11 protein-coding genes are annotated in these 13,406 nt (G+C 59.9%); 8 read left to right on the top strand and 3 right to left on the bottom strand.

All coding sequences use genetic code 11. The annotated features are described in order from the left end of the window. The 7 genes from urtE (at position 1) to ureC (ending at position 5,299) form a co-directional block, all read left to right on the top strand. Positions 1-699 carry an urea ABC transporter ATP-binding subunit UrtE gene (gene urtE / locus ACI77H_RS26560; protein ID WP_008031204.1) on the top strand — a complete coding sequence of 233 codons (699 nt, stop codon included), beginning with the start codon at positions 1-3 and terminating at the stop codon, positions 697-699. Between the two features lie 30 nt (positions 700-729). Beyond that, a complete protein-coding gene (locus ACI77H_RS26555; protein ID WP_407014649.1) occupies positions 730-1,569 on the top strand; it encodes an urease accessory protein UreD in 840 nt (279 codons plus the stop codon). 173 nt (positions 1,570-1,742) lie between these two features. Continuing rightward, a complete protein-coding gene (gene ureA / locus ACI77H_RS26550) occupies positions 1,743-2,045 on the top strand; it encodes an urease subunit gamma (protein WP_033055605.1) in 303 nt (100 codons plus the stop codon). A 9-nt stretch (positions 2,046-2,054) separates the two neighbouring features. Further along, on the top strand, positions 2,055-2,588 hold the full coding sequence (locus ACI77H_RS26545) for an N-acetyltransferase family protein (RefSeq protein ID WP_407014647.1): 534 nt from the start codon (positions 2,055-2,057) through the stop codon (positions 2,586-2,588). 6 nt (positions 2,589-2,594) lie between these two features. After that, positions 2,595-3,128, top strand: a complete 534-nt coding sequence (locus ACI77H_RS26540; RefSeq protein ID WP_407014645.1) for a GNAT family N-acetyltransferase — start codon at positions 2,595-2,597, stop codon at positions 3,126-3,128. Beyond that, positions 3,128-3,433, top strand: a complete 306-nt coding sequence (locus ACI77H_RS26535) for an urease subunit beta (protein ID WP_192226951.1) — start codon at positions 3,128-3,130, stop codon at positions 3,431-3,433. The genes ACI77H_RS26540 and ACI77H_RS26535 overlap by 1 nt, the downstream gene beginning before the upstream one ends. 165 nt (positions 3,434-3,598) lie before the next feature. Next, positions 3,599-5,299, top strand: a complete 1,701-nt coding sequence (gene ureC, locus ACI77H_RS26530) for an urease subunit alpha (RefSeq protein ID WP_407014643.1) — start codon at positions 3,599-3,601, stop codon at positions 5,297-5,299. 54 nt (positions 5,300-5,353) lie between these two features. Here the strand turns inward: ureC and ACI77H_RS26525 are convergent, their stop codons facing one another. Further along, positions 5,354-10,636, bottom strand: a complete 5,283-nt coding sequence (locus ACI77H_RS26525; protein ID WP_407014641.1) for a dermonecrotic toxin domain-containing protein — start codon at positions 10,634-10,636, stop codon at positions 5,354-5,356. 237 nt (positions 10,637-10,873) lie between these two features. Between ACI77H_RS26525 and ACI77H_RS26520 the strand changes: the two genes are divergently transcribed. Further along, positions 10,874-11,995, top strand: coding sequence for an ATP-binding protein (locus tag ACI77H_RS26520; RefSeq protein ID WP_407014639.1), 1,122 nt, complete (start codon positions 10,874-10,876; stop codon positions 11,993-11,995). Between the two features lie 20 nt (positions 11,996-12,015). Here the strand turns inward: ACI77H_RS26520 and ACI77H_RS26515 are convergent, their stop codons facing one another. Beyond that, positions 12,016-12,321 carry a chaperone modulator CbpM gene (locus ACI77H_RS26515; protein WP_407014637.1) on the bottom strand — a complete coding sequence of 102 codons (306 nt, stop codon included), beginning with the start codon at positions 12,319-12,321 and terminating at the stop codon, positions 12,016-12,018. A gap of 23 nt (positions 12,322-12,344) precedes the next feature. Further along, positions 12,345-13,301, bottom strand: coding sequence for a DnaJ C-terminal domain-containing protein (locus ACI77H_RS26510; protein ID WP_407014635.1), 957 nt, complete (start codon positions 13,299-13,301; stop codon positions 12,345-12,347). Between the last annotated feature and the right edge of the window lie 105 nt (positions 13,302-13,406).

Below are 13,406 nucleotides of genomic sequence, written 5' to 3'. Positions count from 1 at the left end.
ATGCTGCAAGTCGACAAGCTGCACCAGTACTACGGCGGTAGCCATATCCTGCGCGGCCTGACGTTTGACGTGAAGGTCGGCGAAGTCACGTGCCTGCTCGGGCGCAACGGCGTCGGTAAAACCACCTTGCTCAAATGCCTGATGGGTTTGCTGCCGGCCAAAGAAGGCGCGGTGAACTGGGAAGGCAAACCGATCACCACGTTCAAACCGCACCAGCGGGTGCATGCCGGAATCGCTTATGTGCCTCAGGGCCGGGAGATTTTCGGTCGGTTGACGGTGGAGGAAAACCTGCTGATGGGCCTGTCGCGGTTTCCCGGCAGCGAAGCGAAAGAAGTCCCGGCGTTCATCTACGAGCTGTTCCCGGTGTTGCTGCAAATGAAGCAACGACGCGGCGGCGACCTGTCCGGTGGCCAACAGCAGCAATTGGCAATCGGCCGGGCGCTGGCCAGTCGTCCTCGGTTGCTGATCCTCGACGAGCCGACTGAGGGCATCCAGCCGTCGGTGATCAAGGAGATTGGCGCGGTGATCAAAAAACTCGCAGCACGCGGCGACATGGCGATTCTGCTGGTGGAGCAGTTCTACGATTTCGCTGCCGAACTGGCCGATCAATACCTGGTGATGTCCCGTGGCGAGATCGTGCAGCAGGGGCGCGGCGAAAATATGGAAGCCGAGGGTGTACGCGGTTTGGTAACGATCTAATCTGTAGCGACCTAACGATAATTAGAAACCATGAATTTACCTCTTGCCACTGTCCTGTTTACCCCGAGCTGGCACGCCGAGCTGGAGTTGGGCTATGCCCGATTCGGCGACACCACGCGCCCGGTCCAGCGCCGGCATCAAGGCCCGTTGCGGGTGCAAAAGCACCTGTATGCCGAAGGCCCCGAGGTGTGCCAGCACATCATCGTCCACCCGCCTGGCGGGATTGCCGGCGGTGATCGGCTGGACATTTCGGCCAGTGTCGGCCGCGATGCGTGGGCGCAAATCACCAGTCCTGGCGCGGCCAAGTGGTATCGCGCCGCAGGTCCGGCTTATCAGACACTCGAGCTGAAAGTGGCTGCAGGCGCGACCCTGGAATGGTTGCCGCAAGAGACGATTATCTTCAGCGCCGCACAAGCCGAACTGCGCACCGCCATTGAACTGGAAGGTGATGCGCGGCTGTTCTACTGGGACGTGGTGGCGCTGGGTCGTCCGGCCAGCGGCGAGCGCTTCGACCTCGGGCATTTTCAGGCGCAGCTGGATATCCGCCGCGACGGCCAGTTGCTCTGGCACGAACGCCAGCGCATTGTCGGGGATGACGGTTTGCTCGACTCGCCGATTGGCCTGGATGGGCAACCGGTATTTGCGACGTTGTTGGTGACCGGCGAGGTGGACAGTGAACTGCTGGAGAAATGCCGCTCGTTGGGCAATGACGTGCGTGGAGATTTGACGCAGTTGCCGGGGCTGATCGTGGCCCGGTGCCTGGCCAGTGAGGCGCTGTTGGCGCGAGGCTGGTTGATTGATTTGTGGCGATTGCTCAGGCCGGCGCTGTTAGGCCGAGAAGCCGTCCCACCCCGAATATGGAGCACCTGAAACGCAATCCTGTGGGAGCGGGCTTGCCCGCGATAGCGGTGGATCAGTCGACATGTCTATCGACTGAAAGGACGCCATCGCCGGAACGCCGCCCGCAGCAAGCCGGCTCCTACAGGGTTATGTATTCACAGATCCGAATACCTTTTTAATCTGCCGATTATGGATTCCCAACGATGGACCTGACCCCACGCGAAAAAGACAAGCTGCTGATCTTCACCGCCGGCCTCGTGGCCGAGCGGCGTTTGGCGCGCGGCGTGAAACTCAACTACCCGGAAGCCATGGCCTACATCTCCGCGGCGCTGCTCGAAGGCGCGCGTGACGGTCGGACCGTGGCCGAGCTGATGCACTTCGGCACCACCCTGCTCAGCCGCGAACAAGTGATGGAAGGCATTCCGGAAATGATCCCGGAGATTCAGGTCGAAGCCACGTTCCCTGACGGCACCAAACTGGTCACCGTCCACCAACCCATCGCCTGAGGACGCGCCATGACTTACCACATCCGCGATGCGGTGCATGCCGATCTGCCGGCGATCCGCGACATCTACAACGACGCCGTGCTCAACACCACGGCGATCTGGAACGAACAGGCCGTCGACCTCGGCAACCGTCAGGCCTGGTTCAGCGCCCGGCAAGCGCAGGGCTATCCGATCCTGGTGATCGTCGACGGCGATAACAGCGTACTCGGCTACGCTTCATTTGGTGACTGGCGACCGTTCGATGGTTTCCGCCACACCGTCGAGCACTCGGTCTACGTGCGCAGCGATCAACGCGGCAATGGACTGGGTCCGCAATTGATGGACGTGTTGATCGAGCGCGCCAAAGGCTGCGACAAGCATGTGATGGTCGCGGCCATCGAAAGTGGCAATGCCGCCTCCATCCGCCTGCATGAACGCGTCGGTTTCGTGACCACCGGGCAGATGCCGCAGGTGGGCACCAAGTTCGGTCGCTGGCTGGACCTGACCTTCATGCAACTGACCCTCAATCCTGGCGCCGAACCGCCGCCCGCCAGCAAGGAGTAATGTCCGATGAACGCCGCCCAACTGCGCCGCGTCAATGTTGAAAGCTTTGCGCACTATCGCCAGGGGTTGATTGATTTGCTGCTCGACGCTGTCGGCTACGGCGCCAGCGTCGGCTTCATGGCCGATCTGGATGCCACTCAGGCGCGCGCCTATTTCGATGAAGTCCAGGACAACCTGAACAAGGGCAACGTGCTGCTGTGGGTGGTGGTCAAGGACGAGCAAGTGCAGGCCAGTGTGCAACTGACCTTGTGCCAGAAAGCCAACGGCCTGAACCGCGCCGAAGTGCAGAAGCTGCTGGTGCGTGAACACGCGCGCCGCCGTGGGTTGGGTCAACAGTTGATGAGCGCCCTGGAACAGGCCGCGCTCCAGCACAAGCGCGGCATGCTTTACCTCGACACCGAAGCCGGTTCCCCGGCCGAGGACTTCTACAAGGCCCTGGGCTACACCCGTGCGGGACAAATCCCCGACTACGCCTGCGACCCGAGCGGCCAGTACAAGCCGACCGCCCTCTACTACAAGATTCTCCAAGGAGCCCATTGATGATTCCCGGTGAGTACCAGATCCAGCCCGGCGACATCGAACTCAACGTCGGCCGCCGCACCGTCAGCCTGAAAGTGGCCAACAGCGGCGACCGGCCGATCCAGGTCGGCTCGCATTACCATTTTTTCGAAACCAACGACGCCCTGACCTTCGACCGCGCCGCCAGCCGCGGCATGCGCCTGAACATCCCCGCCGGCACCGCCGTGCGCTTCGAACCGGGGCAGAGCCGCGAGGTCGAGCTGGTGGATTTGGCCGGGCATCGGCGGGTGTTCGGGTTTGCCGGGCGGGTCATGGGTGACCTGTAAATAATGCGTTGTCCGCTCCAGCCCGATCGCCGGCAAGCCGGCTCCTACAGTGGATCGCATTCCACCCGTCTATCGGCGTGGAATGCGAACCTGTAGGAGCCGGCTTGCCGGCGATAGCGAGCGCAGCGAACGATTTCAAATTCAATTGAATCTCAAGGCGAACGAATGAAGATTTCCCGTCAAGCCTACGCCGACATGTTCGGCCCCACCGTCGGTGACAAGGTCCGCCTGGCCGACACCGAACTGTGGATCGAGGTCGAAAAAGACTTCACCACCTACGGCGAAGAAGTGAAATTCGGCGGCGGCAAAGTCATCCGCGACGGCCAGGGCCAAAGCCAACTGCTGGCCGCCGAAGTCGTCGACACGGTGATCACCAACGCACTGATCATCGACCACTGGGGCATCGTCAAAGCCGACGTCGGCCTCAAGGACGGCCGCGTTGCGGGTATCGGCAAGGCCGGCAATCCGGACGTGCAGCCCAACGTCACCATTGCCATCGGCGCCAGCACCGAAGTGATCGCCGGTGAAGGCATGATCCTCACCGCCGGCGGCATCGACACGCACATCCACTTCATCTGCCCGCAGCAGATCGAAGAGGCGCTGATGAGCGGCGTCACCACCATGATCGGCGGCGGCACCGGCCCGGCCACCGGCACCAACGCGACCACTTGCACGTCCGGGACATGGCACCTGGCGCGGATGCTTCAAGCGGCGGACGCCTTCCCGATGAACATCGGCCTCACCGGCAAGGGCAACGCCAGCCTGCCGGAGCCGTTGATCGAGCAGGTCAAGGCCGGCGCCATCGGTCTCAAGTTGCACGAAGACTGGGGCACAACACCCGCGAGCATCGACAACTGCCTGAATGTCGCCGATCAGTACGATGTGCAGGTGGCGATCCACACCGACACCCTCAACGAATCCGGCTTCGTCGAAACCACCCTCGCCGCGTTCAAGGGCCGCACTATCCACACCTATCACACCGAGGGCGCGGGCGGCGGTCATGCGCCGGACATCATCAAGGCCTGCGGCTTCGCCAACGTACTGCCGAGCTCGACCAACCCGACCCGGCCGTTCACCCGCAACACCATCGACGAACACCTCGACATGCTGATGGTCTGCCACCACCTCGACCCAAGCATTGCCGAAGACGTGGCCTTCGCCGAAAGCCGCATCCGCCGCGAGACGATTGCCGCCGAAGACATCCTCCACGACCTCGGCGCGTTTTCGATGATCAGCTCCGACAGCCAGGCCATGGGCCGCGTCGGTGAAGTCATCACGCGCACCTGGCAGACCGCCGACAAGATGAAAAAACAGCGCGGCCCGTTGCCCGGTGATGGCGAAGGCAACGACAACTTCCGCGCCAAACGCTACATCGCCAAGTACACAATCAACCCGGCGATCACCCACGGCATCAGCCATGAAGTGGGTTCGATTGAAGTTGGAAAGTGGGCGGATCTGGTGCTCTGGCGCCCGGCGTTTTTCGGCGTCAAACCGACGCTGATCCTCAAGGGCGGCGCCATTGCGGCGAGCCTGATGGGCGATGCCAACGCCTCGATTCCGACACCGCAGCCGGTGCACTACCGCCCGATGTTCGCCAGCTACGGCGGTTCGTTGCACGCCACCAGCCTGACGTTTATCAGCCAGGCGGCGCACGAGGCCGGTCTGCCCGAGGCCTTGGGTTTGAAGAAGAAAATCGCCGTGGTCAAAGGCTGCCGAGAGGTGCAAAAAACCGACCTGATCCACAACGACTACCTGCCGAGTATCGATGTCGATCCGCAGACGTATCAGGTCAAGGCCGACGGTGTGTTGTTGTGGTGCGAGCCAGCGGATGTGCTGCCGATGGCTCAGCGTTACTTCCTGTTTTGATCAGACGGTTGAATCACCGGGGCCTCGCCGGGCCCCGGTGTAAAGCAATAACGATCAGCTGTTCGGCTGTACGGTGAAGGGAATTTCCATGCGTTGCAGTTTTGCCCGTTCGATCGCCTGGCGTGTGAACGTTTTGATAAACGCTTTCTTGTCTTCGTCGATGACTTCCAGCTCGGCGGCACATTCCGCGTCAGTCATGACGCGTCCCGGCGCAAACGCGCTTTCCGGTTTGTTCAACTCAGCACCGAGCACCCTGAGTTCTTCCTTTAACCGAGCCTTTTGCTCCAGAGAAAGTGTTGTCTCGGTTGCGCGTTTTTCCAACGCTGAGTAGAACTCGATTGTGGCTTCGATCCGGCGACTGAAACCTTTGATAACCCCCCGGTTGACCCCCTCGGCATAGGATGCCCAGAACGGCTGATCGACGAGTAAATCAGCCAGCAGCTCTCCTTCCTCAAGGTCCAGTACGCGCCGCAAAGCATCCTCGATCATCTCTGGCGTAACTGCGGCGATTTTTCTGAACTGCATTTTTCGCGTCTGCCACGGCAGGTCCAGCCGCTCGGCAAGATCCGTCATGAACGCCAGGTGAACTTCAACCTCATCAATCGTGCCGGTGACCTCGCCCGCGGCATTGACGCGCCTGAATTGCTCGCCCATCGCCTCGCGCTCGGACACCGTTTTGCGGGCAATCCTGCTGAGTTCATCCAGACGTGACTTGCCCCGCGCCAGCGACACCAGTTCAGTCTCCACCAGCGCGGGATTGGCCAGTTCATAGGCTTCATGTATCAGCACCTCCATCCCCATGGCGTTGAACAGCTGCGCGCCAGCATCGACACACGCTGTGGGCGCGCTGGTCAGGGTGAAGAGTTTTTGCCGCAGCTCGGTATTTTTCGACATTGCATCGAGCATTCGCCAGACCTTGGCGGTCATGTCGACCCGAAACCCGGGGTCGTGCTTGAAATGCCCCGATTCGGTGAGTTTGCGAATCTCATTGAAAAACCCGAGCGAGCCGATCTCATCCTCGACGCTGTTCCACACCCCCTGTTTGGCCACCCATTCTGGCCGGGTCATGCCGGCCTCCCAATCGAGACTGTCGCGTACGCCACGAGGCGGATACGGTCGATCGGGGTCCATGCCGACGGACGCGATGTACTCCCTGAGCGTCTGCAGATTGAAGGCCGGCAGAAAATCCGTGTCCCGGCTCAACACCGTGCGCGCCAGCAATTCCGCCTGAACGGAACCCCGCGGGACCATGGGCACGTAGGTGATTTCGTTGTGCTGCATGTCCAGGTAAAAATGCCGGAAGCGTGGCTGCGCGAACAAACCTTCCGGCCAGGTCCGAATGCCGGTATCGGCCAGGATCAGCGTATGCAACATGCGCATGCTGCCAATATCCGGTTCCCGGCCCAGAGGGTTGCCGTACAGGTCCAGGGCCTGAAGCCGTGTCAGGTTGCGCAGGTCCGCGACGCCTTGCGCATCCAGAACAATGCGGTTTCCTCGCATGTTCAGCTCCGTCAGCGCGCGCATACGACCGACTGCGCGAGGAATCCGAGTGAGCGAATTACCGTTGACGTTGAGCGAACGCAATCGCGGAAAATGATCGAGCAGGGAAATATGCGCATCGGTCATTTCAGTCAGGGTCAGATTGAGGCGGGTGACGTGGTCGAAGGTGCCCTCCAGCATGGGCATGGAACGCAGATGACGACCCAACGGCAGGTTCTCGAGGTCGAGTACAACGCCTTGCAGCTCGCCGAACGAATCCACATGGCGCAACCCGGTGTGCTGCCAACACTCCCTGATCGCTTTGTATACCGCGTTTCGGGATTGCCATTCGGCGGCGCCGGCGCCAGTGAACCAGGACCCTTCGGTCGGCGACCTCAGCCAACGTTGAAAATGGCTATTGAGCCGATTGAATTCCGCCTCCAGGGCGCTCGCCCTCTGCTCAACACTGACATCGCTACCACCCGCCTGCAGATAGGCCTGCGCCTCGGCCTCCGTCCAGCCCGGGCGGACAACCCGGACTCGTTCCTGTGGCGTAATGTTTCCGGTGACCCGCCGCAGCCCCTGGGAAACCCCGCGCATGCCACCACGCAGCCGCATCGTGGCCGGGTCGAAGTTGGGCTTGCGAACAGGGTTCTGTGCCAGAAGCGCGTTGAACCTGTCCCGTGGCAATAGCGCTTTTTGAACGGCCTGCTTGAGCGTTGCGCCTTGATTGATGTGATACCCCAGCGCGTTTCGTTCGGCATCCGGCAGGGCATGCAAAACGGACGAGTAGAGGTCATCGCGCCCATGCAGGTGCAGATCATCGTCATCGCGGGCCTGGTACTGACCGTCCTCGCTGACCAGGACCCGGCGAACAGAGGCATCTGTCGGGCCGACACTGTAGTGCAACGGTCCATCGAATGAAGTCTCACGGATTTCGATCCGCACGTTGTCTGGCCAGTTCGGCAATGCTTGCAACGAGTGCAACGCCAGCCGCTCGGTATCGACACTGTACGTGGCATCGAAGAAAAGTCCTTCGTAAGCACGTGCGGCGCGTAACGTGCGCAAGGCCAACCGCGTGCGTTCGCTGAGTTGCAAGGGGATGCGCGAAGGCTCGGTGATGCTGAGCCGTGTTTGCGGATCGACGTCGGCCAGCAACTCCCGGGCGATCACCGCGGGGAGTCCACTGAACGCGTTCTGGAGCACCTGCACTTGCGGGTTGTCGGTTTGTTGCAAACGGCGATCCAGCGCTTTGAACAGCGCTTCACGCTGATTGCCCGCCCGTTCGGCCAGCTTGTTTTTCAACGCATCGATCCGGATGTGCTCGTCAGTCGAAATGCCCGGCCCGAACACCGCTCGGACATCGGCCTCGTTCATGAACTTCACGGCAAGCCCCGGAAGTTTTCCCGCGCTGACCTCGGCACGGCTTGTTTTCAGCGTGTTGGCCGGCGACGCGTCGACATTGCCGTACTTTGTCGAGGGCCCCGTATTACCTGCGCCGTCAAAAAGCTCGATGCTTTTTTGCTCAGGCCATCTCGGCAGGTCAACCAGCAAACGGGGCACCTGCTCGATGAACGCTTCAGGCACCTCATCGCGCATTATCTGGTCGGGCAGCTTTTGCACGTCGGCCCAGGTCTTGAACCGTTCGATCGTGTCGGTCAGCAATGCTGGCGCGGGTTCGTTGACCACATGCAACCTGCGCAACTGGCCTTCATCGATACCACTGACGACCCGAATCTGCTCCAGCGTGGCATCGGAGAACCCCTCGACCGCCGGCCCCATGCGCCGCATGAGTGTGGTTTTGTCCCACTCGACGGGTCGGTCGAGCTCGGTCTTCCAGACGCCCGCACCGTCGTGTTCGAGTGTTGGCTGATACGCCTGCGGTCGATCCGGATGTTGCAGGCGTGGCTGACCCGTGCGCGGATCGTTTCTGACTTCGAAGTGTTTGCTTTCATGTTTCAGGAAGTCTTTTTCGCTGTGTCGGTACAGCCCCTGTTCGTTTGGCGACACCCCTTTGGGCAGCGTCAGGTCATGGGCATAGGGCGACAGGTCCGGCTTCCACAGGCGTGTCTTGCCGTCAGGCAGTTCAACCTTTTGCAGCTGATCGATAAAGGCCGACGGTTTGACCGACGCCGCTGCACCGGCGGGCAAAACATTCCCCGTCGCCATGATCGCCAGTTGCGCGAAATTGATCATGACCCCGGTGAGATGGGCCGCCGCTTCCTCCTTGTCGCCCTTACTCCACTCTTCAATGCCTTCCATGGTTTCGAACAGCATCTGCCCGACCATGACCGCCAGCATCGCTTCGCCGAGACCGGGCACCAACATGGCGCCAAAGTTGAACACGTTCCAGCCGATGGTCAGATAACTGGTCAACCGATTCCAGCGGGTGGTCGCGTCTTCGTCACCGGTCGGCACAGCGATGAACCGCGCATCCGCAATCGCCTTGTCCCTGCGCCAGCGACCGATTTGCGGCCAGAGGTCGCCTGAAACGATGTTGGTGATGGGCTCTGCATTGGCGTTTTCAATCGCGGTCTCTCGCCACCACGGCCCCATGTTCAGCGGTTCACGCTGGGTCCAGGTGAACGTGGTGAAACGCTCGCGAACCCGGGCAAAGAATTTGCCATGGTCTTTTTGTGCGACGAATCGGCTGAAAAACTGTTGATAGTCCGGCGAGCGTAACTGGCTCGTCAGCTCCTTCATGAAGTCAGTGAAGGACGCGTACTCTTTGAGCGGGTGCTCGGGATCATCCGGGACATACGCGATCAACCTCCCGTCGAGACGGCTTTGTTGAAAATCATCTTCCCTTCGCAACATGGCATCGACGAGACCGCTGGGGCCATTGGCGAAAAACGCCTCGAGTAGTTTGAACTGTTCAAATTCCTGGCCTGGCAGCAGCGTCAAACGCCTGGACCAGTCCAGCAGTGTGCGCTGGTGCGCGGGAATCAGACCGTCGTAAATTCTTTTAACTTCAGTGGGGTCTGCCACCGCGCTGAATAACAGGATGCCGGATAACCTGAACCCCATCAGCGACAGTCGATGACATTGCAAAGGGCGATTGTTCCAAAGGATGCCCTTTTCATTGTCACGAACTTGCTTGAGTTTGCCGTAGCCATAGGAGCTGATGTCGTTTTTCAAGTAAGCGATCAGCGCGGCTTCGTTGAAAGCGGCTTTTTCGCTGGCCAGGCATTGCTGTTCAACCAACGCTTTGGCCGCGCCCTCTTGCGGACTCAACAGGCCCTTGATGTGCTGCTGATAGAGCGCACCAATATCAAGCGTGCGGCACAGGGCAGCAAATCGCTCGACTGTCAGCGCATGCCGCTGTAACTCGTTTTCATCGTCCAGGGTGAAGATGCCGGAGCCATCGCGAAATCCGCCGGCCTGCGTTTCGGGCTCTTCGAAATTGTGAAGCGCCGCTTCGAGCAACGTGGATTGCCTGATCCGACTGGCATTGGTGTCGATGCCAAAGCCCAGCTTTGCCGGGATATACAGGCGAATGAGCGTCGCATTGACGTCCAAATCGAGATTCAGTTGTTCCTTTAATGCTTTGACGAGCAAGGGCTCGGCGAAGGCGAGAATGTCCTGCTGCAGATTCTCCAGCGCTTCGTCCAACGGCACCTGAACGCGCCAGCGCTCATCGGTCAGTTGCTTGAGGTACTGACGGTCAATGGCGCGTGCATTCAAATACCACTCCGGGAAATCCACTGTCGATTCGGCCATCGTGAGCAGCCGCGAAACCGGTGCGTCTTTTACCGGCGAAGGCAGTTGGCTCAGTAGAAAATCACGATGAACATTATTTTTGCCTTCGCCATGTCCGGAATTATTTTGCAACGCCGGAACGGCAGATAGTTGGGTCATTTCGCAAATCCTTATGCGATGAAAAGAACCATCAGACTATTGAATGCGGTTAAAAACAAAAGATTAAAAAACCACTGGGAACATCGCGATAAATCAACATTGCATTGAATTTTAGAATCTAAAAAATAATTAATTAGCTCCCTGAACCCAGCGAAGTATGGTGGCCGGCGTATTGGTAGTTTTTAGGGAACGCCAAAGGGGCTAAGATGCCCCCAGATTGCCACCAGGAAACCGACCATGCGCTTATCCGAATTCATCAGGCAACACGTAGACCGTATCGTCGATGAATGGGAACAGTTCGCCAGAACGATCACTCCGGCGGCCGAAAACATGGACCGGGTTTCCTTGCGTGATCACGCCAGGGAAATCCTGCTGGCTGCCGCGCGGGACATGACCACCGCGCAAACTGCCAGCGAACAACTCGCCAAGGCCAAGGGCGAAGGTCCGGAAAAAACCCCGAGCCTCGACGAAGCCAGCGCCAGCCATGGTGAACTGCGGCATACCGTGGGCTTTGATCTGGTGCAGATGACCAGCGAATTCCGTCACCTGCGCGCCTGTGTGATCCGGTTGTGGGTCAACAGCCTGGAATCGCCGGACCTCGCCTACTTCCAGGACATGATCCGTTTCAATGAAGCCATCGATGAAGCCCTGGCCGAATCCACGGCGGCCTATGCCGAACAGGTCAATCATTCGCGGGACCTGTTTCTGGCGATACTCGGGCATGACCTGCGCGCCCCCTTGCAAGCCGTGAGCATGTCCACTGAATTGCTGATGCGCAAAGCCACGCTTGAAGGCGATGCTATGGCTTGTGCGATCAACATCAAGCACGGTACGCGGAACATGGCGGTGATGGTCGGCGACTTGCTGGAGCTGGTGCGCAGTCGCCTGGGCAAGCGCCTGCCGATTGAACCGAAACCGATGGACCTGGCCGATGCCGCCCACGCGGCGATTGCCCAAGCGTGTGCGGGCAATCCCGAGTGCGATCCGACGATTCATGTCGAGGGAGACACCAAAGGCGTCTGGGATGCCGGTCGCCTGGCTCAACTGCTGCAAAACCTGATCGGCAATGCATTGCAACATGGATCGAACAAGCGCGATGTGACGGTCACTCTAAGCGGCGAGCCCAATGCGGTTCGCCTCACGGTGCATAACTACGGCGCTCCGATTCCCGACGACGCGATTGGCACGATCTTCGATCCGCTGGTGCGCAGCACCGGTGAAGAACTCGGCCAGCCCTCCACCAACCTTGGGCTGGGCTTGTTTATCGTCAAGGAAGTGGTCGATGCCCACGCCGGGACGATCGAGGTCAGTTCGAACGAAACCGACGGGACGCTGTTTACCGTGGTATTGCCTAGATAACCGCCATCTGTAGGAGCCAGCTATTCAACCACCAACCGTCCCAGCCGCTGCTTGAGCATCCGGTTCTCGGCCCGCAGTTGCTGGACTTCTTCGAGCAAATCCAGCGCCAGGGCGACGCCTTCCCACTCCAGTTCCAGGTCGTGCCGCAGCTTGGCGGCACGTTTGGCCAGCGCCAACTCATAATCGTTGAAACGCCAATCCTTGGGCACAGAGCCCTGAGGTTCGAGGATGCCGTGCTCGACGATTTCGATCACGTAGACGTCCGACAGGTCGGTCGCCTCACAGAATTCTGCCAAGTCCAGTTGAACGATCAGGGGGATGCTCATGATGGGCTACTCCGTTTCTTGGATCAGAAATTTTCTCTCGGGTCGAACGCCGCTTTTTTAGCCAGTTCCTGCCACAGCGCCTTGACCTCATCGCTCGAGGTCTTAGGCATGACGGCCTTCAATTGCACGAACAGATAACCGCGTTCTCCGGCCTTGTTCAACAGACCATGGCCCTTGGCGCGCATGCGCTGGCCGTTCTGGCTGCCGGCCGGGACTTTGAGGTTGATCTTGCCGGTGAGTGTAGGCACGGCCACTTCGGTGCCCAGTGCCAACTCCCACGGAGCCAGCGGCAGCGTGATGATCAGATTCTCGCCTTCGACGTCGAACTTCGGATGCGGCGCGAAGCGAATGATCAGGAACAAGTCGCCGTTGGCGCCACCACCGATGCCCGGTGCCCCCTGCCCTTTGAGGCGGATGCGCTCGCCGTCGGTCACGCCGGCGGGGATCTTCACGTTCAGGCTTTTGCTGGTGTTGCTGACGTGCTGGCCGGCAGCGTTGTACTGCGGCACCTGGAAGGTGACCTTCTTCGATTCGTTCGAGAGGGTTTCCTCCAGAAAAATCGCCAGTTCCATTTCCACGTCTTGCCCTCGACGTCCGGCACTGCGACCCGACTGTCCACCACCAAAACCCGGACCACGGTTACCGAAGATCGAACTGAAAAAGTCCGAAAAATCGCCCGTATCCTGGCCGCCACCGAAACCACCGGCACCACCGGCACCACGCCCCTGCCAACCCGGCGGGCCCTGGAACGGTTGGCCGTGTTGGCCATATTTGCGCAAGTCGTCGTATTCGGCGCGCTTGTCGGCGCTTTTCAGCGCTTCATAGGCTTCCGAGGCGTCCTTGAACTTGGCCTCGGCATCCTTTTCCTTGCTGACGTCGGGGTGGTATTTACGCGCCAGTTTGCGATAAGCGGCTTTGATCGTCTTATCGTCCGCGGTCGGTTCCACACCGAGAATCTTGTAATAGTCTTTGAAGTCCATCTAAGGATCACCATCCGTTATCGATATCGCGCCGTCACCGACAGCATGCGCTCATTGCCTGCCGCCGGGTTGACCAATCTCAAGTTTGTGACCGGGCAGCGCATC

The sequence above is a fragment of the Pseudomonas sp. O230 genome (assembly GCF_045447035.1).
GTDB lineage: Bacteria > Pseudomonadota > Gammaproteobacteria > Pseudomonadales > Pseudomonadaceae > Aquipseudomonas.
Note: the sequence above shows the minus strand (reverse complement) of the source record. Positions and strands in the feature narration are given on the sequence as shown.

Bases quoted from the DNA above. Each gene is read 5' to 3' on its own strand.
- ACI77H_RS26540 (WP_407014645.1), top strand. From the start codon at position 2,595: ATGAACGCCGCCCAACTGCGCCGCGTCAATGTTGAAAGCTTTGCGCAC.
- ureC (WP_407014643.1), top strand. From the start codon at position 3,599: ATGAAGATTTCCCGTCAAGCCTACGCCGACATGTTCGGCCCCACCGTC.
- ACI77H_RS26545 (WP_407014647.1), top strand. From the start codon at position 2,055: ATGACTTACCACATCCGCGATGCGGTGCATGCCGATCTGCCGGCGATC.
- ureA (WP_033055605.1), top strand. From the start codon at position 1,743: ATGGACCTGACCCCACGCGAAAAAGACAAGCTGCTGATCTTCACCGCC.
- ACI77H_RS26535 (WP_192226951.1), top strand. From the start codon at position 3,128: ATGATTCCCGGTGAGTACCAGATCCAGCCCGGCGACATCGAACTCAAC.
- urtE (WP_008031204.1), top strand. From the start codon at position 1: ATGCTGCAAGTCGACAAGCTGCACCAGTACTACGGCGGTAGCCATATC.
- ACI77H_RS26510 (WP_407014635.1), bottom strand. From the start codon at position 13,301: ATGGACTTCAAAGACTATTACAAGATTCTCGGTGTGGAACCGACCGCG.
- ACI77H_RS26515 (WP_407014637.1), bottom strand. From the start codon at position 12,321: ATGAGCATCCCCCTGATCGTTCAACTGGACTTGGCAGAATTCTGTGAG.
- ACI77H_RS26525 (WP_407014641.1), bottom strand. From the start codon at position 10,636: ATGACCCAACTATCTGCCGTTCCGGCGTTGCAAAATAATTCCGGACAT.
- ACI77H_RS26555 (WP_407014649.1), top strand. From the start codon at position 730: ATGAATTTACCTCTTGCCACTGTCCTGTTTACCCCGAGCTGGCACGCC.
- ACI77H_RS26520 (WP_407014639.1), top strand. From the start codon at position 10,874: ATGCGCTTATCCGAATTCATCAGGCAACACGTAGACCGTATCGTCGAT.